Genomic DNA, 24,425 nt, shown 5'->3' on the forward strand with positions numbered 1-24,425 from the left:
CCGGGCTGGAGGGGCCGCCCCAAGCGCCGGCCGGGCTGGAGGGTGGCTTCAAGCGCTGGCCGGGCTTGAAAAGTGGCCTCAGGCGCCGGCCGGGCTGGAGGGGTGGCCTCAGGCGCCGGCCGGGCTGGAGGGTGGCCTCAAGCGCTGGCCGGGCTGGGATTTCGCCGGTCCGGCTGGGAGGTCGGTTGGCCGGGGTGGGGGTTGGGTTTATTCGGTCGGGGTGTGGTGGTGGGTGTGGTTGTCGGTGTGCTTGCCCTTGGGCTGGGGGGAGGGCTTGGAGGGGGCGGTTCTGAGGGGCTTGGTGAGGGGGGCGAGGTCGTGGGCGTAGGTGCCCGCGGTGTGGGCGATGACGTCGATGTTGGTGTCGAAGGCCTTCATCGAGATGTTCTCCAGGTCGTCGCAGGCCGCGTGGTAGCACGGGTCGTACGCCTCGCCGACGGTGCCGCCGTACCTCTTGGCCTGCTCCTTCGTCTTGAGGCCCTCGGCGCCGGTGAAGGTGCCGCCCGCCGGGATCCCGGCGGCGACGAACGGGCCGTAGTCGGAGCGGCCGTCGAAGTCGGTGCCCTCGTGCGGCTTGCCCTGGCGGTCGAGGAAGCCGGTGATGTCCCGCTCGATCTGCGCGGAGCCCTCGGGGCCGGGGCCCTCGCCCACGCCGTCGGAGTCGTCGCCGTCGAAGACGAACTGGGCGGGGTTGGGCGAGGCGATCATGTCGAAGTTGAGGTAGGCCGGGATGTTCCCGCGCTGCTTCTCGGAGAGCTGCTCGACGTAGTGCTCGGAGCCGAGCAGGCCGTTCTCCTCCGCCGACCACCAGGCGAACCGCACCTTGTTGCGCGGCTCCTTGGCCTTGCCGTGCTTGCCGGGGCGGTTCTGGTCGATCTCGTCGGCGAGGTCGAGGGCGACCTCGACCAGCCCGGCCGAGCCGGAGCCGTTGTCGTTGATCCCCGCGCCCTCGGTGACCGAGTCGAGGTGGGCGCCGAACATCACGGTCCGCGCCGAGGAGCCGCCGCGCGTCTCGGCGAGGAGGTTGTCGGTCTCGCGCTCCTCCTGGAGCTGGCGGATCTCGAAGGCGATCTTCACCTCGCCCTTGTCGGCCTCGGCGGCCAGCGCCTTGCCGTCTGCCTGGGTCAGCCCGCCGGTCGGGATGCGGCCGGCCCCGGCCTCGCCGAGCGTGCCGGAGAGGGCGCCCTCGGTGTTGTTGTAGATGACCGCGCCGACCGCCCCCGCGTCGGCGGCCGCCGCCTGCTTCTCGGCGAAGGAGCAGCCGCCGCGCTCGACCAGCGCCACGGCCCCGTCGACCTCGGGGGAGTAGTCGGAGGCGGTGCAGCCCGGGGCGCCGTCCGCGTCGGCCGGGGTGTTGACCAGGGCCGCCTCCAGGCCGCCCTCGGGGGTGGAGGCGGTGTACGTCATCGCGCTGATGGTGACGTCCCGCTCGGTGGGCGAGAGGACGGAGAGCTGCTGGGCGAGGGTCTCGGTGTAGGTGAAGGAGAAGGTCTGCCGGGTGACCTTGTACCCGGCCTTCTTCATCAGCTTCTCGATGTACGCCGCCGAGGCCTCGTGGCCGGGTGAGCCGGCCGCGCGGTGACCGCCGTTCCGGTCGGCGATCGACTGGAACTTCTCCAGGTGGCGGTGGGCGTCGCGGGCCGAGGACTCCTTGACCAGCTCGCGGGCGAGCGCGGCCGCGTCCTTGGCCGGGGTCGAGGGCTTGTGGCCGTGGCCGGGCTGGTGGCCGTGCCCGGGCGCGGCGCCGAGCAGCAGCGGTGTGGCGAGCGCGGTGGCCGCGACCACGGCCATGGTTCTGCGAGACAGTGCCTTCACAGGGTCCCTCCCCGGTGTCCGGTGTGAACGTCCCCGCCTGAGGCGGGAGTTGGCAGAGTTGAACGAGAAGCGTGCGGGTGTTCAACGCGGCTGGTGGGAACCTAGCGATTCACGCCACCCCGCGAAAGGGGACCTCGTCGTGATGGGCGGGTTTCGCCGGGTCGGTCCACCGGCCGCCGGACAGCGCCCGGAAGGGCGGGCGGGGTCAGGGCTTGTCGTCCTTCGCGGCCTTCGCCGCCCGTTTCATCTCCTGCTTGTGGGCGCGCACCCGGGCCAGCGACTCGGGCCCGGTGATGTCGGCGACGGAGCGGTACGCGCGCTCCTCGCCGTAGACCCCGGCGGCGGCGCGCCAGCCGGGCGGGCGGACGTCGAGCTGCTTGCCGAGCAGGGCGAGGAATATCTGCGCCTTCTGCGGGCCGTAGCCGGGCAGTTCCTTGAGGCGGTCGAGCAGTTCGTCGCCGTCCGCCACGTCGTGCCAGAGGGCCTCCGGGTCGCCGTCGTAGTGGTCGACGAGGTACCGGCAGAGCTGCTGGATGCGCTGTGCCATCGACCCCGGGTAGCGGTGCACCGCCGGTTTGGCGGAGAGCAGCGCGGCGAACTCGTCCGGGTCGTACCCGGCGATCTCGTGCGCGTCGAGATCGTCCGCGCCCATCCGCCGCGCGATCGTGTACGGCCCGCTGAACGCCCACTCCATCGGCACCTGCTGGTCGAGCAGCATCCCGATCAGGTCCGCCAGCGGGCTCCGGCTGAGCAGCGCGTCGGCCTGGGGCTCCTGCGCGAGCCGCAGTGTCTTCTCCATGCGGACCATGGTCACCCCAACCGCGCCCACCCGCATGTGGTGCGGATCCGCAGGTGGGGGCGGGTTCAGCCCAGCCCGTGCCTGCGCGCCACGATCCGCAGCACGGCCGCGCGCGGCAGGAGGCGGCGCAGCGCGAAGACCAGCGGGGCGTTGCTCCCGACCGCGTAGAGCGGGCGCGGCCGCTCCGCCTCGACCGCCCGCAGCACGGTACGGGCCACCGCCTCCGCCGAGATCCCGGAGGCCTCGTTGGCGTCGAGGTGGCGGAGCATCGTCGCGTACTCCTTCCGGTACGGGGAGTCCTCGGCCACGTACTCGGTGCGCCGCTCGCTGATGCCGGTGGCGATCGAGCCCGGCTCCACGGTGGTCACGCCGATGCCGTACGGGGCGACCTCGCGCCGGGCGGCGTCGGCGAACCCCTTCAGGGCCGCCTTCGAGGCGACGTAGGAGGAGCGGTACGCCAGCGGGAAGCTGGCCAGCATCGAGCCGATCATGACCACCCGGCCCGCGCGGCGCTCGCGCATGGCGGGCAGCAGGAGCTGGGTGAGGCGGACGGCGCCGAGGACGTTGATCCGGAAAAGCCGCTCCAGCGCCTCGGGCGGCAGCTCCTCCAGGGGGCCGCTCTGGCTCTCGCCCGCGTTGTTGACCAGCACGTCGACCGGCCCGGCGGCGGTGGCGCAGGCCCGTACGGAGGCGTCGTCGGCGAGGTCGAGCGACAGGTAGGTGACGCCCGGCACCGGCGCGGCGACCTTCTCCGGGTTCCGGCTGGTGCCCAGCACCCGGTAGCCGCGCTCCACCAGCCGGGCCGCGACGGCCGCCCCGATCCCGGAGGACGCCCCCGTCACCAGCGCCGTACGCCGCCCCCGCGCCGCCTGCTCCATCGGCTCGCCTCTTTCCGCTCGTCCCGCTCGTCCCGCTCGCCCGAAGAACTCCGTGCCCGTGGGGGCCGGGGGAACGTACCGGACGGTAGGCGGGGCGACAAGGGAGCCCAGGGTGGCCCGGGGCCGCATCTGCGTACCTGACGGGATGATCCGCGCGGATCTGCCGCTGAGTTGTGCCGATGGGCTGGTATCTGCGGTTAGCGGCCCGGGAGGCGCGGGCATCCCCCTGTCCCGGGCCGGTGAGGCGGAGGGCGGGAGGCGCGCCATGAGCGGAGCTGAGGGCGGGGCCGGGGCAGGCCGACGGTTCGACGTGCGCGGGGAGGCGGGAGAGTCGGTCCGGCTGAGCGTGGCCGATCTCGGGAGCGGCCGGCCGGGGCACCGGGCCGAGGCGGTCTTCGACTGCGCCACCAGCGGGCCGCGCCACCACACTTCCGAGGGGCCGCTCCAGCGCGACGTGCTGCTGGGCGTCTGTCCCGGCAGCGCGCCCGGCAGCCGCAAGGACCGGGCCGGTCTGCTGCTGGCGGTCGGCGGCGCCGACGGGCACCACGCGGTCCTCGCCTGGGCCGAGGTGGACGAGGAGTTCCGGTACGCGCCGGTGCTGCTGGCGGTCCGCCTCGACGGCGCCCTCCTCGACGCCCCGCACCTGGTCGTCCCGGCCGACCGCTGCGGCGCGCGGTACGTCAGCGCGGTGACCGCCGTGCGGCTGGTGCGGCTGGGCGGGCCGGTGCCGGTCACGGGAGAGGCGGCGGGCGTCGGGCGCGAGGTGGGGTGAGCGCGGCGTGAGCGGCCAGGCGGTCACCGTTCGCCGGACGCCGCAACGTCCCGGGCGTACCGTCGGCCCATGCGCCAACAGCCCTGTCCTGCCCGATGCTTCCGGTGTCCCGTGTGCCGGCTGGCCGCCGCCCGCCGGGCCGCCTCGTGACGCTCTGGGAGGCGGTCGCGGTCGTCGTCGCCGGTTTCGCGGGCGGGGCGCTCAACACGGCCGTCGGCTCCGGCACCCTCGTCACCTTCCCGGTGCTGCTCGCCACCGGGCTGCCCCCGGTCACCGCCACCGTCTCCAACGCCCTGGGCCTCATCCCCGGCTCGGTCAGCGGCGCCTTCGCCTACCGTCGCGAACTGGCCGGGCAGCGCGCCCTGCTCGTACCGCTCTGCGTCAGCGCCGCGATCGGCGGGCTCTGCGGCGCGGGGCTGCTGATGGTGCTGCCACCCGGCGTCTTCGCCACCGTGGTGCCGGTCCTGGTGGGCCTGGCCCTGCTGCTGATCGCCGTGCAGCCGCTGCTGACCCGCGCGCTGCGCGGCCGCCTCACCCGCCCCGGCGGCGGCCTCCCACTCCGCGTCGGACTGGCCGTGGCCAGCGTCTACGGCGGCTACTTCTCCGCCGGGCAGGGCATCCTCTACGTCGCCCTCGGCGGTGCCCTGCTCGACGCGCCCCTCCACCGCCTCAACGCGATCAAGAACGTGCTGGTCGCCCAGGTCAACGCGGTCGCCGCCGGCTTCTTCCTGGTCGCCGCCGACATCGACTGGGGTGCCGCTCTGCTGATCGCCGCCGGTGCCACCGCGGGCGCCCCCGTCGGCGCCCGCGCCGCCCAGCGCCTCAGTCCCCTCGCCCTGCGCGCCCTCATCCTCACCGTCGGCACCGGCGGGCTGCTCCACATGACGCTGAGCTGACCCCCCGCGCCGTACCGTGTCGACGCACGCCAGTTCTTGCGGATCCGCCCTGGTCAGCGCCCCCGCCGCCCCGGCTCGCGGAGTACCGTGAAAGGAGCGGTACGACCCACGCGGCGGCCGCGCGACACGCCCCGGGGCTCGCCGACCCCGGCCACGTGGAAGGTGCGTACGCCATGACAGACGCGGACTCCGGCACAGACGCAGACACAGGCACGGACGCGGGCAGGGACACGGGTGCCCGCCCGGCCGCGGGCGCCGGAAGGCTCGCCCCCGGACCGGCCTTCCTCCGGCTGGAGATCACCCCGCGCCGCGAGGGCCTCTTCGATGGTGCCTGGTGGCCGTACTCGCACCACATAGGGGTCGAAGTGCCCCGGCTGATCAGCGGGTTGGCCGGTTACTGGGGGCCGGTGACGCGGGTCGGGGTGGACAGCGAGGCGTGGGGGGCGCTGCCGACCCGGCTGATGGTGGAGGGCCGGGTGGTGCGGATCGACGGCTATCCGGTGGCGGACGACACCGCGTTGGTCACCCGTGACGACCGCGAGCTCTTCTCGCTCCTCGTCGTCCCGCCGGAGGCCGCCCCCGAGGCGGCCATCGCCGCGATGGCCCGGGCGCTGAGCCCGGACAACACCGCGGCGGCCGGGGCGATCCTGCGGGAGGCCGGGATCAGGCGAGGCTGAGCGGGAGCGCCGGGTGCCGGTCGGGCGGCCACGTCGCCGCGGGCTTCCTCGTCCTCGGCCCGATCACCATCGCGCTCATTCCCGCGCGCCGAAGACCCCGCCCGCCGAGGAGACCGGAGCGCAGACCGGCGACGCCCGGGCCGCGGGCTGAGCCGCGGGCCCACCGCTCCGGCGCCCCCGCCGCCGGCACAACGCCCGCATCGGTCCGGCGGGGGGTGCGTGCGATGGAACAGGGTGAGCGCTGGTGGGACCCGGTCGGGCGAGGCGCGGGCGGGCGGCGAGCTGGCGGGACGCCGTCGGGACCCCGTCCGGTCGGGTCGGCGGTGCCGAGCCAGGCGGAGAACTCCACCAGGTGCCGGGCCTCCTCGTCCACGGCGGGCAGCGAGGCCAACTCCTCGTCGCCCAACAGGCATTCGGGTGCCGCCCCGACCAGCCGGACCCGGCGCGGGCGCTCCCCGGCGTCGGCGGCGCGCCAGGCGGTGACCGCCACGTCGGCCCACCAGGCGACGTACTCGCCGGTGGCGGCCTCGTGTTCGCGGGCGGCCCGGTGGGCGAGGCGCTGGTCGACGTCGAGCCGGATCGTGGCCGGGTCGTAGAGGGCGCCCAGGGCCAGGTCGCTGGTGAGGCCGATCAGTGCCTCGCGCCGCCCGTCGAGTGCGTCGGCGTACCGCCGCCGCTCCTGGCTCTGGGCCAGCAGCGCTTCGCCGGCCTCGGCCAGGGCTTCGAGGACCCGGTCCGTCTCGGCGGCGGACAGGTGCTCGGGGCCCGCGTCGGGGGCCCTGCGGGGGCGGGGAGGCGAGGCGTCCATGCGTACTCCTGCGCGAGTGCGGGCGGGTGCGGGCGGTAGGTGTCAGCGGGACCGTAGGGCGGAGGTGGCGCCAGGGCGGGGCGGAAGGGCGGAACGCCCACCCGTCCGGGTGGCTTCGCCGGGACAATGCCGGCGGCGCGGCCGGGGGGAGCGGTACGGGGGCGGGGGCCGCCCGAGGCGACGGGCCCCCGGCTCACGCCGTCCCGCCGAGGGCGCGGGCCGCGCTGTCTCGCCAGGCGCGGGCGGTCGGGCCCAGCGGCGGGCGCGGCTCCAGCGGGCAGACGCGGCGGCCGAACCGCATCAGCAGCAGCTCGTCCCCGGCCGCGACCGGCCCGGGCGCCGCCTGCGGCCACCACAGCGCCTCGTCGTCCGCCGGCTCCGGCGGCGCGCAGACCCCGACGGGCTCCGGCCCCGGCCTGCCCAGCCGGTACCGCCCGGGCGAGGGCAGCTTGGTCAGCCGCGCGGGCCGCGAGGCGTGCACCACCAGGTGGCTGAGGTGCGGCACGGGCGCGGTGCTCGGCCTGGTCGCGGGCAGCGCGGGCAGCAGGCGGGCGAGGAGCTCCAGGCCCGGGGCGGGCAGCAGCCCGGCGGCGTGCTCGGCCGCCTGGACCAGCGCGGAGACCGGCCGCGGGCCCGACTCCACCCCGACGGCCAGCACCGCGTCGCCGTCCAGCAGGAGATCGAGCCCGAACGCGCCCCGGAACCCGCGCTCCCGCAACACCTCCCCGACCGCGTGCGCGGCCTCCCGCACCCGGGCGTACCGGCCGCCGGGAAGATCGCCCGGACCGATCAGCTGGTCCCCGCAGTGCGTCCCCCACCCGGGCGTCAGCTCCGGCAGCCCCACCAGCCGGTGCGCGAGCGCCGACACCACCGTCCGGTCCCCGCCGACGCAGGCGCTCACCGTCAACGACAGCCCCGGCACCAGCCGGGTCAGCCGCAGCGCCTCACCGGGCCAGGCGTCCAGCGCCGCCGCCAACTCCCGCGCGTCGCCGACCGGTACGGTGCCCCGGCCCGCCAGGCCCCCGGCCCGGCGCTGGAGCACCGCCCCCGTCCACCCGTCCCGCCAGTAGGCCGCCGCCGGGCGCCGCCCCTCGGCGGGGACCACGACCGGGTCGGGGGCCGCGACGCCGGCGGCCCGCAGCAGCTCCAGTACGTGGACCTTGTCGGCCGCACGGGCTCGCACCGCCACCTCGGCCGCCGACAGGGGCCGCCCGAGAGGCCGGGCCCACGGCGCCCCTCGGCCCGCCCGCTCCGGCGCGGGGAACCCGGACAGGGCCGAGAGCAGGCCCGCCGGGTCCGGTCCGGCCGTCTCCCCGGTGTGCTCGGCCAGCAGGGCCAGGCCCTCCTCGGCGGGCACCCCGTCGAGCGCCACGGCGGGACGGGGCTGCGCCGGTACGGCGGGCGGCGCGGCACCCGGGGTCTGGGCCCGCGCCGGATCGGAGGCGGGCTCCTGGGTCTTCGCCCCGCCGTGAGCCGGGCCCTGCGTCTGCGTACTCATCGCTTCGTCGCCCCTTCTCCCCTGTCCGCCGGCGCCGCCTCCGTGCTCTGCCCACACGGGGGCGGCGCCCCGGGTGATCACCACGTGCGGGGAGAAGTTAGGCACGCGGCGTGGCCGCACCGGATTCCATGACGCGAGACGGGCACCCCAAACGCCCTGGATCAGGTGGCGTACGGCGCACAGCGGATCGCCTTCCGGGCAGGGGTTCGACCCTCGGGCGCTCCGGTGCCTGTTTCGCGCCACCTGGCCACCGTGCGCCCTTCCGGGCCAGGCCCCGGCCCCGCAGACTGGCCGGCGGCCGCACGCGCCGCCAGGCGGCGGCGGGCGGGAGGAGGGGAGACGCATGCCGAGGAAGCGCACGGGCCGACCGTCCGCCCGGCGAGGCGGACCCGGGCGAGGGGCGCCGCCCCGGCGCCGCCCGGCGGCCAGGCGTACGCCCGCGCGTCGCCGCACCTCCGCCGCGCGCCGCCGCGAGCAGCGGCTCACCGCGCGGCTCGGCGCGGGCGCGGCCGCGCTCCTCGTACTCGCCGTCTCCTGGTCGAAGGTGTGGCCGTACCTCCTGGCCGCCGCCGTGGCGGGCGCGGCCGGGGCCCTGCTCTGGTGGCTGTGGCGCACCGACCGCCTCCACCGCACCGGCGACCGGCGGTGGCGCGAGGCCGACGCGGTCCGGGCCGGACACCTCTCGCTCGCCGAGGTGGACGCCCTGAGCTGGCAGGAGTTCGAGCGGTACGTGGCCGGTCTCTGCCGCCGCGACGGCTGCCGCGACGTGGTGGTCACCGGCGGCTCGGGCGACCTCGGCGCCGACGTGACCGCGACCCTCCCCGACGGCCGCCGCCTGGTCGTCCAGTGCAAGCACTACGCCCCGCACCGGTACGTCCCCAGCGGCGACATGCAGAAGTTCCTCGGCACGGCCTGGCTCCACCACCGCGCCGACGTCGCCGTCTTCGCCGCCACCTGCCCGTTCAGCAGGGCCGCCCTCGACCTCGCCGCCGACCACCGCATCCTCGCCGTCCACCGCGACCTCCTCGGCCTGTGGAACACCGGCACCCCCCTGACCGCCCTGCTCCCCCTGAACGGCGCGGGCCAGGGCGACGCCGCCCACCGGCGCCGGTGGCGCGAGACGTACGGGCGCCGGTGAGGCGGGGGCCGCCACCCGCGACGGCCCCCGCCCGGTTCAGCCCTTTCCGCTCTTCTTCTTCCGCCGCCGCTGCTGCAAAGGCGTCCACGGACCCCGGTGCGTCTGGCACCGGGAGTACCCGACCATCGCCGGTTTCCGGCACGGCCTGCCCGACTCCGTCTGCGTCGAGCCGCACCTCATCTGCTTGCCCACGCGTCCACGTCCTCCCTGTCGAGGTGAACGGTGCGCGGCCAGGCTGACCCGAGGGCCCGCGCGGCGCAGGCGGAATCGAGCAACTCGGCGACATATCAACCCTGTTGGGCCGATAGGTGATCGCGTGCGCCCCCACCCGCACACCCGCCCCACCGGCACCTCGCCCTCCCGTACAACCGGATCGCCCCAGTCCCCCTGCGCCCCGCCCCCGGCGTGGCACCATCCCGAGCATGAGCAGCAGCCCCGCCCCGGCGCCCCACCTGGGCGACCTCGCGCGCCTGCGCCGCGTCCGCGACCGGATCGACCGGGAGTACGCGCGGCCGCTGGACGTCGAGGCGCTGGCCCGGGGGGTCAACATGTCGGCGGGCCACCTCAGCCGCCAGTTCAAGCTGGCCTACGGCGAGCCCCCGTACTCGTACCTCATGACCCGCCGTATCGAGCGGGCCATGGCCCTGCTGCGCCGCGGCGACCTCAGCGTCACCGAGGTCTGCTTCGCGGTCGGCTGCTCCTCGCTGTCCACCTTCAGCAGCCGCTTCACGGAGCTGGTCGGTGTCCCGCCCAGCGTCTTCCGCGACCACGAGGAGCTGGACGGGCAGAACATCGCGGGCATGCCCGCCTGCGTGGCGAAGCAGGTGACCAGGCCGGTCAGGAAGGCCGGCCCGGCCCGGAACGCGGCACCGGCGCGGGAGGCGGGAGCAGGGGAGGCGGAACCGGTCAGGAATCGAGAAGCGCCCACCCGGCGCCCCGCCTAGCGTGAACGCCATGAGCGCCGACCCGAGCATGAACCTCACCGTGCACGCGAGCTTCCTCCCGCACAACGACCCGGAGGCCGCCCTCGCCTTCTACCGCGACCTCCTCGGCTTCGAGGTCCGCGACGACGTCGGCTACGGCGGCATGCGCTGGATCACCGTCGGGCCGCCCGGAGGCACCGGCTCCGCCCTCGTCCTCCTGCCGCCGGGCGCCGACCCGGGCGTCACCGAGGAGGAGCGCCGCACCATCGACGCGATGATGGCCAAGGGCACCTACGCGGGCCTCCTCCTCGCCACCCCGGACCTCACCACCACCTTCGAACGGCTCGCCGCCGGGGACGCGGAGATCGTCCAGGAGCCCACCGACCAGCCCTACGGCGTCCGCGACTGCGCCGTACGCGACCCCGCGGGCAACCTCATCCGGATCCAGGAACGGCGCTGATCCGCCGGGCCCACCGGCCCACCGGGTGCCGCGCCCCGCGTCCGCCGGGCGCGGCACCCCGCACTCCGCCCCGGACCGGGTGACCTACGGCCGCCCCCACGCAGCGGGGCCCCGCGTGACACAGGGAGAGACGATGAGCAGGGCCAAGAGGCAGGACGCGCCGTCGGCCGCGCCCCACGCCGCCGACCACCACGACCTGATCCGCGTGCACGGCGCGCGGGAGAACAACCTCAAGGACGTCAGCATCGAGATCCCCAAGCGCCGGCTGACGGTGTTCACGGGCGTCTCCGGCTCGGGCAAGAGCTCCCTGGTCTTCGACACGATCGCCGCCGAGTCGCAGCGGCTGATCAACGAGACGTACAGCGCCTTCCTCCAGGGCTTCATGCCGACGCTGGCCCGGCCCGAGGTCGACGTGCTCGAAGGGCTCACCACCGCGATCATCGTCGACCAGCAGCGGCTCGGCGCCGACCCGCGCTCCACCGTCGGCACCGCCACCGACGCCAACGCGATGCTGCGCATCCTCTTCAGCCGCCTCGGCGACCCGCACATCGGCTCGCCCAACGCCTACTCCTTCAACGTCCCCTCGGTCCGCGCCAGCGGCGCCATCACCGTCGAGCGCGGCAACTCCAAGACCGTCCGCCAGAGCTTCACCCGCGCCGGAGGCATGTGCCCGCACTGCGAGGGCCGCGGCACCGTCTCCGACATCGACCTCAGCCAGCTCTACGACGACTCCAAGTCGATCTCCGAGGGCGCCTTCACCATCCCCGGCTGGAAGTCCGACAGCTGGTGGACGGTCCGCCTCTACGCCGACTCGGGCTTCCTCGACCCGGACAAACCCATCCGCGACTTCACCGAGAAGGAGATGCGGGACTTCCTGCACCACGAGCCGGCCAAGGTGAAGGTCGAGGGCGTCAACCTCACCTACGAGGGGCTGATCCCCAAGATCCAGAAGTCGTTCCTCTCCAAGGACCGGGAGGCGATGCAGCCGCACATCCGGGAGTTCGTGGACCGGGCCGTCACCTTCACCGCCTGCCCCGAGTGCGACGGCACCCGCCTCAGCGAGGCGGCCCGCTCCTCCCGGATCGGCGGCGTCAACATCGCCGACGCCTGCGCCATGCAGATCACCGACCTCGCCGCCTGGGCCGGCGGCCTGGACGAGCCCTCGGTGGCGCCGCTGCTGGAGGCCCTGCGCCACACCCTCGACTCCTTCGTGGAGATCGGCCTGGGCTACCTCTCACTCGACCGGCCCTCGGGCACCCTCTCCGGCGGCGAGGCGCAGCGCGTCAAGATGATCCGCCACCTCGGCTCCTCCCTCACCGACGTCACGTACGTCTTCGACGAGCCCACCATCGGCCTGCACCCGCACGACATCCAGCGCATGAACGGCCTGCTGCTGCGGCTGCGCGACAAGGGCAACACCGTCCTCGTCGTGGAGCACAAGCCGGAGACCATCGCCATCGCCGACCACGTGGTGGACCTCGGCCCGGGCGCCGGTACGGCGGGCGGCACCATCTCCTTCGAGGGCACCGTCGAGGGGCTGCGCGCCTCCTCCACCCTCACCGGCCGCCACCTGGACGACCGCGCCACCCTGAAGAAGGCGGTACGCGAGCCCACCGGCACCCTGGAGATCCGCGGCGCCGACCGGCACAACCTCCAGGACGTGGACGTCGACATCCCGCTCGGCGTCCTGACCGTCGTCACCGGGGTCGCCGGTTCCGGCAAGAGCTCCCTCATCCACGGCTCGATCCCCAAGGGCGACGGGCTCGTCTCCATCGACCAGAGCCCGATCCGCGGCTCCCGTCGCTCCAACCCGGCGACCTACACCGGCCTCCTCGACCCGATCCGCAAGGCCTTCGCCAAGGCCAACGGCGTCAAGCCGTCCCTCTTCAGCGCCAACTCCGAGGGCGCCTGCCCCAACTGCAAGGGCGCCGGCGTCGTCTACACCGACCTCGGCATGATGGCCGGCATCTCCGCCACCTGCGAGGAGTGCGAGGGCAAGCGCTTCGAGGCCTCCGTCCTGGAACACCACCTCGGCGGCCGGGACATCAGCGAGGTGCTCGCCATGCCGGTCACCGAGGCCGAGGAGTTCTTCCGCGAGGGCGAGGCCCGCACCCCCGCCGCCCACCGCGTCCTCACCCGCCTCGCCGACGTCGGTCTCGGCTACCTCACCCTCGGCCAGCCCCTCACCACCCTCTCCGGCGGCGAACGCCAGCGCCTCAAGCTCGCCACCCACATGGCCGACAAGGCCACCACCTACGTCCTGGACGAGCCCACCACCGGTCTCCACCTCGCCGACGTCGACCAGCTCCTCGCCCTCCTCGACCGCCTGGTCGACTCCGGCAGGACCGTCCTCGTCATCGAGCACCACCAGGCCGTCATGGCCCACGCCGACTGGATCATCGACCTGGGCCCGGGCGCCGGCCACGACGGCGGCCGCGTGGTCTTCGAGGGAACCCCCGCCGACCTGGTCGCCGGGCGGGGGACGGTCACGGGGGAGCACCTGGCGGAGTACGTGGGGGAGTGAGCGATCGGGCGACGGCGGGCCGCGGACTCCGGTGGCGCACCTGACGAGTGCGCCAGGAGAGCGGGCCGCCGCGCCCGGCAGGGCGCCCGGCCGAGGACCGCCGGCCGGCGCGGTGACGCGCAGCCGCTCGGGCGCCGCGTACCCGCAGGATTCCTTCGACGCCCTGGAGGAAGGTCTCGGCGATCGGCTCCGGGTCGAAGAGGCAGCCGGCGGGCTGGTCGCCGACCTGCGCCGGCGACTCGGTGACGGTCTCCAGGAACCACTGGCGGTGGGGGAGGACGGCCTGGTGGACGGGGTGGGCGGGGCCGGGGTGTTCGGCCACCGCGTTGAGGAAGGCGCGGCCGCGAAAGCCGGGGCTCTGGATGCTTGGGCGATGAACCGGCCGACCGCCCGGACCGCGTCGGCCGCCGACTGCTCGCCCGTCCGTGCGACCTCCCGGCGGAGCCGTCTCCACGCTCGCCGGCGCCTTGCTGGCCAACCTGGCCGGCCTCCGCCTGGGGCGTGCCCACAAGGTGTGACGCGTCACCTCGACGGGTGGCCGGCGCCGACCGGAACGAGGGATTGGATCACCAACGTGGAAGGCCCCCACAGCGAGCTGCGGGGGCCTTCCACGTATTGCCCGGTGAGAGCAAGGGCGGAGGATACGAGATTCGAACTCGTGAGGGTTGCCCCCAACACGCTTTCCAACTGTTCGTCTGGGGGTCCGGACGGGTTCGCAGACGTTCTGACCTGGGGGCCAGTGGTATTGGGTCGCTCGGACGGACCCGCCCGAACGCCCATGAACGCAACCCGAACTGCAACCCTCGGCGGGGCGCGGACGCCGCGTAGTGGCGAGGCCCGCCGCTCAGGCGACGGACCGCGATCGGTTCGACTGAGAGCCCCTCACTCAGGGGCCGCCAGCCCGTGATCGTGGCTCTGCCCCACCTGCCGAGGCAGGCGCGTACGCGGCGACACTGCCCGAGCCGTTCCGGGCTGATTGCGGGCCTCTGTGGCACGAACACCAGCTAGGGACGGGCGCAGGGGGGCAGGCGGTCCTCGGATTGTGGTGCAGCGAGACCGTCGATCCCGGACGACGGTATTCCGCCTCCATGCCGATACTCCCCCTGTGAACGCGCCGGCACTGCGGCGCCGCCACCGGGCAGGGCTGGCTCGCCGTCTTTGGACATCGCTCTCTCGTCGCGGTACGCGGCGAGCACCTCGCTGATGCCACCCTCCGGCTACCGCATGGCGTGAACCTCGCCTCAGTTGGCCCAGACGACCGGGCTGTCGCTGTACGTGTCGCCCTCGTCGAACCCGGCGCCGGTGACGGGCGTGATCTTCGTTGCGGCCAGCGAGCAGGTCTCGTAGGACGCGCCCTTGGTGGTGAACTCGCGGGGCGCGGTCTCCCTGTCGCACTTGCCCGGGATGTCGCCCATCAGAATGACGCCCGTGCCCGCGCCGCCTTCCAGTACACCGTCGAGCTTCAGCGAGGCGTACGACAGGTCGGTGCCGCCGACGTTCTCCACCTTCATCTTGATGAAGTAGGGCGTCATGCCCTTCGCCTTGTCACCGAAGGCGGCCATGTCGGACTCGGCGCCCTTCTCGATGGCCGTGACAGTGACGGCGATGGTGCCCTTCTTGTCGCTCGTGTACGCGAACGGCAGAACGGCCCGGTCGCCGACCTTGAGCTTGGTGCCCGGCGCGGTGACGTCACCCTCGGCCGGAGCGGCACCGCCGTTGTCGCCGCTGCTGTCGTCGGCTGCCGGGGTTTCGCTGCTCGCCGGTGCCGATGCCGATGCCGATGCCGTTGCCGATGGTGAATCCTGTGCTGCCGTCCCTTCCTCGTCGCCGCCGCAGGCCGAAAGTGCGAAACCCACGACGGCCAGAGAGGCCGCAGAAATTACCCGTCGCTTGTGCACTGTTTCCTCGCTGATGTGAAGGCTGCCTCATATGGCAGTCTTGAGCCTTCTATTGGCCGATAACTAAGGCCCGTTTGGTAGGGTGCAGGGGTTTCCCTCCCCGGCAGCCGCCTCTCCTGCCAGGCCCCTCGCGGTGATTGTCGTCTCCCCGCCACAGCCTGCGAATCCGCCGAGTCGACAGTGGCCTTCGGGCAGTCCGGAAACGGCATCGGATATCGCTCGGCCGGTCGGGTCAGAGCGTGGACGGGTTGCTGCAGGAGTTCAGCAGCGCACCACGGTCGTAATAGTGCGGCCACCGCATCTTCCCTCGCGTCTGGGGGCCGTAGACACCGTCCGCGCTGCTGGCGAGGTTGAGCTTGTTGATCTGCAGCCATCTCACCGCCTCGACTGTGCCGGTGCCGTAGATGCCGTCGATACCATCGGAGTTGTGGATCCTCCTGGCGGCCCAGGTGCCGGGGTAGCAAATGGTGATGGCCTGCTGAAGGGCCTCGACCGCTGAAGAAGAGCCCTCGCGGTAGCCCAGGTAACAGGAGATTCCATTGCCCGAACGAGCTGGAATCTTGTATTCGTTCTTCCCGCCGAGAGTGGGAACGTCACGCCATGAGGTGGTGTTGCAAGGCCCGTAGGCGGCGTGGGCCGGTGTAGCCAAAACCGGGCCGACCGACATGCCGGCGACAAGGAGGGGCAGCGCCCCCAGTACTCCGATCTGCATGCGGATCGGCATGGCTGCTCGTTGCACGACTCAACCCTTCTCATTCGTTGTTTCATTTCGAAGAGGACGTTCCTCGCGAACCTTGATGGGGGATTCGTGGAAGCCTCTCGATTTCGCAAGGTACGCAGAATCTGCTTCAGGTCCGGTGTGCCCGGAAACGCCCAGGTTCTTCCGCGTGTTGGTCTCGGGGTCGCCCTGCTGGGCGGGAGTCGCCCGCCTGCCGGGTGGCGCTGCCGGCCGGGTGACGCCATGGCGTCGACCGAATTCGGCCGGTTCTGCACCGAGCATGCGGGAGCGGCGCGGCGCTCGGCTACAGCTGCCGCGGAAGTGGCCCCGTTCCGGGACGTCCCGCGTTCCGGCCTGCGCAGATGCCGACCGACAAGTCTCCGCGGCGGGATTCACGGCGCCGGAGCGACGGCCGGTTCCACACCCGGGCGGAGGCCCGCCGGGCTGTCGCGGAGACTCCCTCTCTGCGTCGCCCGTGACAGCTGATGCAGAATGAGGCCGACGTATGGAGGCCGCGCCTGCGGTCCGGAACGTGATGGGAAAAGCGTGCCCCGCTGGAAGGAACTGCCCGCGGAACTGCCCCCGCCCGCCCGTCAGCTCATCGTCCGGCTGCGCGGGCTGAAGGACCGCAGCGGACTCAGCTCGCGGCAACTGGCCGCGCGGACCGGATACAGCGCGAAGTCGTGGCAGAGGTACCTGAACGGCAGGTTCCTGCCGCCGCAGGAGGCCGTGGCGGCGATGTCCCGGGTCTGCGGCGAGGATCCGGTTCGCCTGCTGGCGCTTCACGAGATCGCCACCGAACGCTGGTGGGAGGGACGGCAGCCCGCCGCCCGGGCGCCCGAGAGCCTGCCCGCACCTCCGGCACAGGTCTCCGGGAAGCGGCAGCCGTACGGGCGCCACCTGCGCGCCGCGCTCACCGCGGCGGCCTTGGTCACCGTCCTGTCCACCTCTGCGGCCCTCCTGCTGGCTGTGCGGCTCACCGAGGCCCGTACCCAGCTCGCCCGCCAGCGCGACGCCACCGTCGCGACCGCGCCGGCCACCGTGTCGGAGACTCTGGTCCCGGTCATCTACACCTGCCGCCTGGAGAGACACGACGGCCGCTGGCACGCGGGGCTGAGCCCGACCGCGGATGTGCTTCTCTCCAACACCCAGGTGGGCCTCGAAGTGGCCGAGGCCCAGTGTCTGCTGCGCCGGGCGGGTACCGTTCCGGGGGACATCGACGGTGTTTTCGGCCCGAAGACCCGACGAGCGGTCGAGCACATGCAGAAGAGGAACGGGCTGATCGTGAACGGAGTCATCGACCCGCCGACCTGGAATGCCCTGCGTGAGGCAGATCCGACGTGACCCCGGAACACACCCGGCTGGTCGCGGCGTTGCGGGAGCTGCGGGCCGGTGCGGGGCTGAGTCTGGCCGCACTGGCGGAGCGGACGGCGTACAGCAAGTCCTCCTGGGAGCGCTACCTCAACGGCAAGGCCCTGCCTCCACGCCAGGCCGTACAGGAGCTGTGCCGTCTCGCGGACCAACCGCAGGGGCGGCTGCTGGCCCTCTGGGAGATTGCCGAGTCGCGCTGGAGCGGTCGCTCGGTGGCCGCCCCCCAGCCCGCTTCCTCCTCTTCGACAGAAGGTCCGCCGCCGCAGTCCGTGGAGGCCGCCACGACCGAAGGGCCTCGACGACGCCTTGGACGTTCCAGGCTCTTGGTACTGCTGGCGTCGGCCTACAGCGTGATCGTCGGCGGTGTCGCCGTCGTGCTGCTTTTCCTGCTGCCGGACCCCGAGGCGCCCAGGGCCGAACCGTCCCCCTCCTCCGTCCCTTTCTCCTTCGCTCCGCTGTGCCATGGGGCCGCCTGCGAAGGGCGGGATCCGATGCGCTTGATCTGTGGCATCGGCCCCGACACCCTCGCCACGCACCGCACCGCAACCGGCGCCCATGTCGAACTGCGGCACAGTAAGAAGTGCGGGGCGAGCTGGGTACGGACCTGGGGGACCGAGATCGGCGACCGGGTGGACGTCACGGCAGACGGCCCGACCCACAGCGTGCGCATCGGGAACGCGGAGGACGCGGCGGCCTTCGTCTACACCGCGATGACTGAGGCCACCGTCGGCGGCACCGTCCGGGCCTGCTTCCGGCCGGCGTCGGCCGACCGCGAGCGGGAGTGTTTCGAGGCCCGGGTGACCGAGCCCTCCGCCAGGCCCCCCTCGCCCTCGGCGCAGCCGGGCTCCGAACGAGCCTGACGGCAGGGGAGCGGAGGGTTCCGAAGAGTCACGTTGAGACTGCAGATGAGAGGAAACGCCGAAGGGCCCCACCGCGAACGGTGGGGCCCTTCAACGTATTGCCCGGTGAGAGCAATGGCGGAGGATACGAGATTCGAACTCGTGAGGGGTTGCCCCCAACACGCTTTCCAAGCGTGCGCCCTAGGCCTCTAGGCGAATCCTCCGCGGCAAACATTACATGACCGCGAGGAGTGGTCGCGAACTCGTATCCGGAGGCGGGATCGGGTACCTTGGGCGCAGCCCCTCACGTGGCGCTATCTGACTGAACTCCCCCAGGGCCGGAAGGCAGCAAGGGTAGGTCGGCTCTGGCGGGTGCGTGGGGGGCGCTTGCGTTTCGGGGTGTGTGGGTGGTCGCCAGTACGCTCGTAGGCGTGTCGTCTCTCGCGCTGTACCGCCGTTATCGCCCGGAGTCGTTCGCCGAGGTCATCGGGCAGGAACATGTCACCGATCCGCTGCAGCAGGCGCTGCGGAACAACCGGGTCAATCACGCGTACCTGTTCAGCGGACCGCGCGGCTGCGGCAAGACCACCAGTGCCCGGATTCTCGCGCGCTGCCTGAACTGTGAGCAGGGTCCCACCCCGGACCCCTGCGGGACCTGCCAGTCCTGCGTCGACCTGGCGCGGAACGGACCCGGCTCGATCGACGTGATCGAGATCGACGCCGCCTCGCACGGTGGTGTGGACGACGCCCGTGACCTGCGGGAGAAGGCGTTCTTCGGGCCCGCCTCCAGCCGGTACAAGATCTACATCATCGACGAGGCGCACATGGTGACCTCGGCGGGGTTCAACGCCCTGCTGAAGGTCGTCGAGGAGCCGCCGGAGCACCTGAAGTTCATCTTCGCCACGACCGAGCCCGAGAAGGTCATCGGGACGATCCGGTCGCGTACGCACCACTACCCGTTCCGGCTGGTGCCGCCGGGGACGCTCCGCGAGTACCTGGCGGAGGTCTGCGGCAAGGAGGGCAGCCGGGTCGAGGACGGTGTGCTGCCGCTGGTGGTGCGGGCCGGGGCCGGGTCGGTGCGTGACTCGATGTCGGTGATGGACCAGCTCCTGGCCGGCGCGGGCGAGGACGGCGTGACGTACGCCATGGCCACCTCGCTGCTCGGGTACACCGACGGGTCGCTGCTCGACTCCGTGGTGGACGCCTTCGCCGCCGGGGACGGCGCTGCCGCCTTCGAGGTGGTGGACCGCGTGGTCGAGGGCGGGAACGACCCACGCCGCTTCGTCGCCGACCTGCTGGAGCGCCTGCGCGACCTGGTGATCCTCGCCGCTGTGCCGGACGCCGCCGACAAGGGGCTCATCGACGCCCCCGCCGACGTGGTCGAGCGGATGCAGGCCCAGGCCTCCGTCTTCGGAGCCGCCGAGCTGAGCCGCGCCGCCGACCTGGTCAACGACGGCCTGACCGAGATGCGCGGCGCCACCTCGCCCCGCCTCCAGCTGGAGCTGATCTGCGCGCGGGTCCTGCTCCCCGCCGCCTACGACGACGAGCGCTCCACCCTCGCCCGCCTGGAGCGGCTGGAGCGCAGCGGGCCCCCGGCCCAGGCAGCCGCCCTCGCCCCGCCGCCCGCCGCGCCCGGCCCGGGGTACGCGCCCGCCGCGCCCCCGGTCCCGCAGGCGTACGCCCCCGCGCCGCAGCAGGCTCCGCAGGCGCCCCCCGCGCCCGCACCCCAGCAGAGCGTCCCGCCCGCCCCGCCCGCCGACGCTCCCCCGGCCGAGGCGCCCCCGGCCCGTCCGGGCGCCTGGCCCGGTTCGGCGGCGCCCGGCTCCGGCGCGCCCGCGCCCGCCGCGCGCCGGCCCGGCGGCTGGCCGACGGCGGGAGCCTCCGCCGGGCCCGGTCCCGGTCCTGGCCCGCAGCAGCCCGAGCCGCCGCAGGGGCAGGGCCGGCCCCAGGGGCATGCCCAGCCGCAGGGGGCGCCCGCCGTGCCCCCGCCCGGAGCGGTGGACGCCCGCGCCCTGTGGCCGAACGTCCTGGAGGCGGTGAAGAACCGCCGCCGCTTCACCTGGATCCTGCTCAGCCAGAACGCCCACGTCGCCGGGTTCGACGGCACCACGCTCCAGCTCGGCTTCCTCAACGCCGGCGCGCGGGACAACTTCGCGAGCAGCGGCAGCGAGGACGTACTGAAGCAGGCGCTCAGCGAGCAGTTCCACGTCAACTGGAAGATCGAGACCCTCGTCGACGCCTCGGGCGGCCAGGCTCCGTCGACCCCGCCCGACGGTGGCGGAGGCGGCGGCTGGGGCCAGGCCCCGGCGCAGCCGCGCCCCGCGGCGCCCGCCCCGCCTCCGGCGCCCGCGCCCGGCCCGCCGCAGCCCGGTCCCGCCTCGAATTCGGCGCCCGCGCCGCAGAGCCCGCCCGCGCCGCAGCGCGAGGAGCGGCGCCCGGCACCGGAGCCCCCGAGACGGACCACCTCCATCGAGGACGACATCCCCGAGGCCGACGACCCGGACCTCGACGAGACCGCCCTCTCCGGTCACGACCTGATCGTGCGCGAGCTGGGGGCCACGGTGGTGGAGGAATATACGAACGAGTAGGGGGCCGCTTCTCGGCAGCCCGTACAGGGGCGGTCCCCCGGCCGGGCTAGGCTGAGGCCTGTGAAGGTCCTTGTCATTGGCTCCGGCGCCCGCGAACACGCCCTGTGCCGCTCCCTGTCCCTCGACCCCGACGTCACCGCGCTCCACTGCGCGCCCGGCAACGCAGGCATCGCCGAGGTGGCCGAGCTGCACCCGGTCGACGCGCTCGACGGCGCCGCCGTCGCCCGTCTCGCCAGCGGCCTCGGCGCCGACCTGGTCGTGGTCGGGCCGGAGGCGCCGCTCGTCGCGGGCGTCGCCGACGCGGTCCGCGTGGCCGGGATCGACTGCTTCGGGCCGTCCGCCGAGGCCGCCCGGCTGGAGGGGTCCAAGGCGTTCGCCAAGGACGTCATGGCCGGCGCCGGGGTCCCCACCGCCCGCAGCTACGTCTGCACCACCCCCGCCGAGATCGACACCGCCCTCGACGCCTTCGGCGCGCCCTACGTCGTCAAGGACGACGGGCTCGCGGCGGGCAAGGGCGTCGTCGTCACCGAGGACGTGGACGCGGCCCGCGAGCACGCGCTGAACTGCGCCGCCGCCGGTGGCGGCCGCGTCGTCATCGAGGAGTTCCTCGACGGCCCCGAGGTCTCGCTCTTCGCCGTCACCGACGGCCGCACGGTCGTCCCGCTCCAGCCCGCCCAGGACTTCAAACGCGCGCTCGACGGCGACCAAGGCCCCAACACCGGCGGCATGGGCGCCTACTCGCCGCTGCCATGGGCCGACCCGAAGCTGGTCGACGAGGTCCTGCAGACCGTCCTCCAGCCCACCGTGGACGAGCTGCGCCGCCGCGGCACCCCCTTCTCCGGCCTGCTCTACGCCGGGCTCGCCATCACCTCGCGCGGCATCCGCGTCATCGAGTTCAACGCCCGCTTCGGCGACCCGGAGACCCAGGTGGTCCTGGCCCGCCTGCGGACCCCGCTCGCCGGGGTGCTGCGCGCCGCCGCCGACGGCACCCTCGCCGCGCTGCCGCCGCTGCGCTGGAGCGAGGAGGCGGCGGTCACCGTGGTCGTGGCCTCGCACAACTATCCGGGTACGCCGCGCACCGGCGACCCGATCGACGGGCTCGCGGAGGTCGCGGAACTGGACGCCCCCGCGGCGTACGTCCTGCACGCCGGCACGCGGCGCGAGGGCGACGCGGTGCTCAGCGCGGGCGGCCGGGTCCTCTCGGTGACCGCCACCGGGGCCGACCTGACCGAGGCGCGCGACCGCGCGTACACGGCCGTGGCGCGCGTCCGGCTGGACGGCTCCCAGCACCGTTCCGACATCGCGGCCCGGGTCGCCGTGGAGGAGCGCGGCTGACCGCACCCCGCTGCTTTTCGCGTCCCCCGTTCACCGGCCTTGGGCCGTGGGCGGGGGACGCGGCGTTCCGGGGGCGTGCGGGGCCGTCGGCGGGGGCGCGTGAGGATCGCAGAGGCGCGCGCATGGCGGGCGAGCTCTGCCCAAAGGCATTCCATCGAGTGACCGATCCTCCATCCGGCTGACGGTCCGCCCACCCCCAACTAGGGTGCCGCGCAAGCGCTCTGCGGCCCGTGGACCGGGGCGTGCGGCACTTGGCCCACCGGCATTGCGATGTCAGCGCCGGGTGCCAGAGTGGGGGAATGTGCAACGCCGTCGAAGCACGCCGACGCCGGCTGGGACAGCGGGCGCCGGGCGGGCGATAAAGGGGTGTGACCGGTCGTGTCAGGTGTGAGTGCGCAGGCGGGCGCCGAAGCAGCGCGCGCCGGGGCCGTCGCCGTGCTGCGGACCCGCGGCCGGGCGGTGGCCCTCGCCCTGCTCCCGGCGGCCCTCGCCGTCGTCCTGCTGGCCGGCGGCCCCACCGGGGTCCTCGCCGGGGCGGGCTGGGACGCGGCCCGGGCGGTGGTGAGCACCGTCGCGGTGGTCGTCCTGGTCGTCGCGGCGGCGGTGGCTCTCGCGGTGGCGCGGGCGCGGCCCGCGGTCAGCCCGACCGTGCCGGTCACCGAGCGGTCCGCCCCCGATCTGCACCGCCTGGTGCGCGACCTCGCCGACCGGCTGGAGGTGCCCGCGCCCTCGGCGATAGCGCTCACCCCCGACTGCGACAGCTGGCTGGAGGACCGCAGCCATCCGGCGCTCGGCGCCGGAGCGGGCCGTTCCGGGCGAGGGCAGGCGCCGCCCGCGCCGGTGCTGGTCATCGGCTCGCCCTTCCTGTGGTGGATGCGGGTGGCCGAGCTGCGCGCCGTGCTGGCCCCGGTCGTCGCGGGTACGGGCCCCTCGGCACAGCCCGACATCATCGCCGCCCGCCGCTTCGTCCGTGGCCTCGACGCGGCCGCCGCCCTCGGCACCGAGCCGGACCGGGGCCCGCTGGCCCGGTTGGTGCTCGGCGGGACGGGCCGGGTCGCCCAGGCGCTGCTGCGGGCCTGCCGGGAGGAGGCCGCCGAGATGGAGCGGGCGGTCGCCGCCACCTCCTCCGAGCGCGCCAAGACGGTCGACTACGGCCTGCGCATCGCCGCCCAGGAGCAGGTCGGCCTCGCCTACGCGGGCTGGGACCGCCTGCTGAACAGGGTCGCCCTGCCCGCCTGGCGGATAGGGCGCTGGCCCTCCCGGCTGGACGCCGGAGTGGTGGCCGCCCTCACCGAGCTCTCCCGCCGAGACCGGCTCGCCGACGGCTTCACCACCCGGCTCGGCGAGCGCCCCGCCTGCGACCTGCTGGAGGAGCCCGGCACCGTGGACGAGTCGGCCTCCCTCCTCGCCGCCCGCCTCTTTCACGGCGAGCCCGCCGGACGGGAGCCGGAATGGCTGCCCGTCGACTGGGAGGGGTACGCGGACGAGGTCGTCGACCGCACCTGGCGCACCGAGGCGTCCCGCCTCCACCGGGTCCTGGACGAGCTGGGCGTGCCCGCCTCCGGCCGCCCGGACCGGGGCGAGCCGGGTGGGGCGACGCTCGCCCGGGTGCTGGAGCATCTGGCGGTGCCGGCCGGTGAGCCCACCGCCGAACCGGGCGGGCAGCTTCCCGAACTGACCGAGGAGGAGCTGGCCGCCGCCTCCGACGACGAGCTGGCACTGCGGACGGGCGTGGACATAGGGGACGGGCCCGAGGCCGCCCGGACCGCCGGGCCGCGGATGGCCGGAGACCCCCAGCCCGGGGGCGAGGTACGCCGACGGCTGGCCGAGCGCGCCGAGGAGCTGGCCGGGGCGCTCGCCGCCGAGCTGGCCCGCGAGGAGGCCGCTTCGCCCGCGGCGGCACCGGCCGCCGTGGGGCAGGGGGCCGACGAGACGCTGTGGGCGGGCGGGCATCTGCCGCTCTGCCCCTTGCAGCCGCCGCGTACCGGGCGGGAGTTGCTCGCCGAGCACGTGGTGGCCATGGTGTGTTGCTCCGCGATGGACACGGCTGGGGCCTTGCCGGGGCTCGACTGGCTCGACGGGCCCGCGCTGCTCGTCCGGGGGGAGCGGGTGGCGGACCTGGCGGCCCGGGTCACCGGGCTGGTCGAGAAGGGGGACGGTGGCCCCCTGCGAGCCTGGCTCCGCCAGACCGGGGTCCGCCCCGAGAAGCCCGTCCGGCTGGTCTGACCTCACTTGCCCGCCCGGCTCGTTGGCCTCAAGCGCCGGCCGGGCTGTCTTTGGCCGTCCTGCCCGTCTCGACCGTGCCGGTCCCAGATGGCCTCAAGCGCCGGCCGGGCTGGGGGTTGGCTGCGGCGCGTCTTGACCGTGCCGGTCCAAGATGGCCTCAAGCGCCGGCCGGGCTGGGGGGTTCGCGGTTTGTCCGCGGGGTGGCGCGGGCGGGGCCGCACCGGTGTACCTCCTCACAGACTGACGAGGCTGGAGCTAGTTG

The 24,425-nt window shown here is 74.2% G+C and carries 19 protein-coding genes, 1 tRNA gene, 1 other RNA gene and 1 pseudogene; 13 read left to right on the top strand and 9 right to left on the bottom strand.

Annotation, left to right across the window (positions count from 1 at the left end; translation table 11 throughout):
- Positions 1 to 207 precede the first annotated feature (207 nt).
- From ACFWMZ_RS17495 to ACFWMZ_RS17505, 3 genes are all read right to left on the bottom strand, one after another.
- Positions 208 to 1,791 carry a M28 family metallopeptidase gene (locus ACFWMZ_RS17495; protein WP_383202538.1) on the bottom strand — a complete coding sequence of 528 codons (1,584 nt, stop codon included), beginning with the start codon at positions 1,789 to 1,791 and terminating at the stop codon, positions 208 to 210.
- A gap of 229 nt (positions 1,792 to 2,020) precedes the next feature.
- The gene (locus ACFWMZ_RS17500) at positions 2,021 to 2,614 is read right to left on the bottom strand and encodes an HhH-GPD-type base excision DNA repair protein (RefSeq protein WP_383172796.1); all 594 of its coding nucleotides are present in this window, start codon (positions 2,612 to 2,614) and stop codon (positions 2,021 to 2,023) included.
- A 65-nt stretch (positions 2,615 to 2,679) separates the two neighbouring features.
- On the bottom strand, positions 2,680 to 3,492 hold the full coding sequence (locus tag ACFWMZ_RS17505; protein ID WP_383172794.1) for an SDR family oxidoreductase: 813 nt from the start codon (positions 3,490 to 3,492) through the stop codon (positions 2,680 to 2,682).
- A 265-nt stretch (positions 3,493 to 3,757) separates the two neighbouring features.
- On the opposite strand from ACFWMZ_RS17505, the gene ACFWMZ_RS17510 reads away from it, so the two are divergent.
- The 3 genes from ACFWMZ_RS17510 (at position 3,758) to ACFWMZ_RS17520 (ending at position 5,837) form a co-directional block, all read left to right on the top strand.
- Positions 3,758 to 4,264: a molybdopterin-dependent oxidoreductase gene (locus ACFWMZ_RS17510; RefSeq protein ID WP_383202458.1), complete on the top strand. Its 507-nt coding sequence runs from the start codon at positions 3,758 to 3,760 to the stop codon at positions 4,262 to 4,264.
- Positions 4,265 to 4,410: 146 nt separating this feature from the next.
- Positions 4,411 to 5,160, top strand: coding sequence for a sulfite exporter TauE/SafE family protein (locus tag ACFWMZ_RS17515; protein WP_383202541.1), 750 nt, complete (start codon positions 4,411 to 4,413; stop codon positions 5,158 to 5,160).
- A gap of 173 nt (positions 5,161 to 5,333) precedes the next feature.
- Positions 5,334 to 5,837, top strand: coding sequence for a DUF5994 family protein (locus ACFWMZ_RS17520; protein WP_383202461.1), 504 nt, complete (start codon positions 5,334 to 5,336; stop codon positions 5,835 to 5,837).
- Here ACFWMZ_RS17520 and ACFWMZ_RS17525 read toward each other — a convergent pair.
- Both ACFWMZ_RS17525 and ACFWMZ_RS17530 read right to left on the bottom strand, forming a co-directional pair.
- The gene (locus tag ACFWMZ_RS17525; protein WP_383202464.1) at positions 5,824 to 6,645 is read right to left on the bottom strand and encodes a hypothetical protein; all 822 of its coding nucleotides are present in this window, start codon (positions 6,643 to 6,645) and stop codon (positions 5,824 to 5,826) included. The two genes, ACFWMZ_RS17520 and ACFWMZ_RS17525, sit on opposite strands and share 14 nt — an antisense overlap.
- 193 nt (positions 6,646 to 6,838) lie before the next feature.
- Complete coding sequence (locus tag ACFWMZ_RS17530) at positions 6,839 to 8,143, bottom strand: hypothetical protein (RefSeq protein ID WP_383202468.1); 1,305 nt, start codon at positions 8,141 to 8,143, stop codon at positions 6,839 to 6,841.
- Between the two features lie 559 nt (positions 8,144 to 8,702).
- Between ACFWMZ_RS17530 and ACFWMZ_RS17535 the strand changes: the two genes are divergently transcribed.
- From ACFWMZ_RS17535 to ACFWMZ_RS17550, 4 genes are all read left to right on the top strand, one after another.
- Positions 8,703 to 9,281: a restriction endonuclease gene (locus ACFWMZ_RS17535; RefSeq protein WP_383202544.1), complete on the top strand. Its 579-nt coding sequence runs from the start codon at positions 8,703 to 8,705 to the stop codon at positions 9,279 to 9,281.
- 422 nt (positions 9,282 to 9,703) lie between these two features.
- Complete coding sequence (locus tag ACFWMZ_RS17540; RefSeq protein ID WP_383202471.1) at positions 9,704 to 10,225, top strand: helix-turn-helix transcriptional regulator; 522 nt, start codon at positions 9,704 to 9,706, stop codon at positions 10,223 to 10,225.
- Positions 10,226 to 10,235: 10 nt separating this feature from the next.
- Positions 10,236 to 10,664 (top strand): VOC family protein, encoded by a 429-nt coding sequence (locus ACFWMZ_RS17545; protein ID WP_383202474.1) that lies wholly within the window; start codon positions 10,236 to 10,238, stop codon positions 10,662 to 10,664.
- Positions 10,665 to 10,797: 133 nt separating this feature from the next.
- On the top strand, positions 10,798 to 13,188 hold the full coding sequence (locus tag ACFWMZ_RS17550; protein WP_383172780.1) for an ATP-binding cassette domain-containing protein: 2,391 nt from the start codon (positions 10,798 to 10,800) through the stop codon (positions 13,186 to 13,188).
- 130 nt (positions 13,189 to 13,318) lie between these two features.
- Here ACFWMZ_RS17550 and ACFWMZ_RS17555 read toward each other — a convergent pair.
- The 3 genes and pseudogenes from ACFWMZ_RS17555 to ACFWMZ_RS17565 all read right to left on the bottom strand — a co-directional run.
- A pseudogene (locus tag ACFWMZ_RS17555) lies at positions 13,319 to 13,623 on the bottom strand (TetR family transcriptional regulator); the annotation flags it as partial.
- 806 nt (positions 13,624 to 14,429) lie between these two features.
- Positions 14,430 to 15,086, bottom strand: a complete 657-nt coding sequence (locus ACFWMZ_RS17560) for a hypothetical protein (protein ID WP_383202477.1) — start codon at positions 15,084 to 15,086, stop codon at positions 14,430 to 14,432.
- Between the two features lie 232 nt (positions 15,087 to 15,318).
- Positions 15,319 to 15,810 carry a peptidoglycan-binding domain-containing protein gene (locus ACFWMZ_RS17565; protein WP_383172776.1) on the bottom strand — a complete coding sequence of 164 codons (492 nt, stop codon included), beginning with the start codon at positions 15,808 to 15,810 and terminating at the stop codon, positions 15,319 to 15,321.
- A gap of 540 nt (positions 15,811 to 16,350) precedes the next feature.
- On the opposite strand from ACFWMZ_RS17565, the gene ACFWMZ_RS17570 reads away from it, so the two are divergent.
- Complete coding sequence (locus ACFWMZ_RS17570; RefSeq protein ID WP_383172774.1) at positions 16,351 to 17,148, top strand: peptidoglycan-binding protein; 798 nt, start codon at positions 16,351 to 16,353, stop codon at positions 17,146 to 17,148.
- Positions 17,145 to 18,035 carry a helix-turn-helix domain-containing protein gene (locus tag ACFWMZ_RS17575; RefSeq protein ID WP_383172772.1) on the top strand — a complete coding sequence of 297 codons (891 nt, stop codon included), beginning with the start codon at positions 17,145 to 17,147 and terminating at the stop codon, positions 18,033 to 18,035. The genes ACFWMZ_RS17570 and ACFWMZ_RS17575 overlap by 4 nt, the downstream gene beginning before the upstream one ends.
- A 115-nt stretch (positions 18,036 to 18,150) precedes the next feature.
- Here the strand turns inward: ACFWMZ_RS17575 and ACFWMZ_RS17580 are convergent.
- A tRNA-Ser gene (locus ACFWMZ_RS17580) sits at positions 18,151 to 18,238 on the bottom strand.
- A 71-nt stretch (positions 18,239 to 18,309) separates the two neighbouring features.
- Between ACFWMZ_RS17580 and ffs the strand changes: the two genes are divergently transcribed.
- The 4 genes from ffs (at position 18,310) to ACFWMZ_RS17600 (ending at position 24,163) form a co-directional block, all read left to right on the top strand.
- An RNA gene (gene ffs / locus ACFWMZ_RS17585) (signal recognition particle sRNA small type) lies at positions 18,310 to 18,408 on the top strand.
- A gap of 37 nt (positions 18,409 to 18,445) precedes the next feature.
- The gene (locus ACFWMZ_RS17590; protein WP_383202480.1) at positions 18,446 to 20,602 is read left to right on the top strand and encodes a DNA polymerase III subunit gamma and tau; all 2,157 of its coding nucleotides are present in this window, start codon (positions 18,446 to 18,448) and stop codon (positions 20,600 to 20,602) included.
- Positions 20,603 to 20,662: 60 nt separating this feature from the next.
- Positions 20,663 to 21,937 (top strand): phosphoribosylamine--glycine ligase, encoded by a 1,275-nt coding sequence (gene purD, locus ACFWMZ_RS17595; RefSeq protein WP_383172768.1) that lies wholly within the window; start codon positions 20,663 to 20,665, stop codon positions 21,935 to 21,937.
- A 378-nt stretch (positions 21,938 to 22,315) separates the two neighbouring features.
- On the top strand, positions 22,316 to 24,163 hold the full coding sequence (locus tag ACFWMZ_RS17600) for a hypothetical protein (protein WP_383202483.1): 1,848 nt from the start codon (positions 22,316 to 22,318) through the stop codon (positions 24,161 to 24,163).
- Positions 24,164 to 24,425: the final 262 nt, after the last annotated feature.

It is taken from the genome of Streptomyces sp. NPDC058373, from assembly GCF_042723275.1.
Lineage (GTDB): Bacteria > Actinomycetota > Actinomycetes > Streptomycetales > Streptomycetaceae > Streptomyces.

Excerpts from the sequence above, each read along its gene's own strand:
- ACFWMZ_RS17545 (WP_383202474.1), top strand. The coding sequence starts at position 10,236 with ATGAGCGCCGACCCGAGCATGAACCTCACCGTGCACGCGAGCTTCCTC.
- ACFWMZ_RS17565 (WP_383172776.1), bottom strand. The coding sequence starts at position 15,810 with ATGCCGATCCGCATGCAGATCGGAGTACTGGGGGCGCTGCCCCTCCTT.
- ACFWMZ_RS17505 (WP_383172794.1), bottom strand. The coding sequence starts at position 3,492 with ATGGAGCAGGCGGCGCGGGGGCGGCGTACGGCGCTGGTGACGGGGGCG.
- ACFWMZ_RS17540 (WP_383202471.1), top strand. The coding sequence starts at position 9,704 with ATGAGCAGCAGCCCCGCCCCGGCGCCCCACCTGGGCGACCTCGCGCGC.
- ACFWMZ_RS17530 (WP_383202468.1), bottom strand. The coding sequence starts at position 8,143 with ATGAGTACGCAGACGCAGGGCCCGGCTCACGGCGGGGCGAAGACCCAG.
- ACFWMZ_RS17525 (WP_383202464.1), bottom strand. The coding sequence starts at position 6,645 with ATGGACGCCTCGCCTCCCCGCCCCCGCAGGGCCCCCGACGCGGGCCCC.
- ACFWMZ_RS17520 (WP_383202461.1), top strand. The coding sequence starts at position 5,334 with ATGACAGACGCGGACTCCGGCACAGACGCAGACACAGGCACGGACGCG.
- ACFWMZ_RS17495 (WP_383202538.1), bottom strand. The coding sequence starts at position 1,791 with ATGGCCGTGGTCGCGGCCACCGCGCTCGCCACACCGCTGCTGCTCGGC.
- ACFWMZ_RS17510 (WP_383202458.1), top strand. The coding sequence starts at position 3,758 with ATGAGCGGAGCTGAGGGCGGGGCCGGGGCAGGCCGACGGTTCGACGTG.
- ACFWMZ_RS17550 (WP_383172780.1), top strand. The coding sequence starts at position 10,798 with ATGAGCAGGGCCAAGAGGCAGGACGCGCCGTCGGCCGCGCCCCACGCC.
- ACFWMZ_RS17500 (WP_383172796.1), bottom strand. The coding sequence starts at position 2,614 with ATGGAGAAGACACTGCGGCTCGCGCAGGAGCCCCAGGCCGACGCGCTG.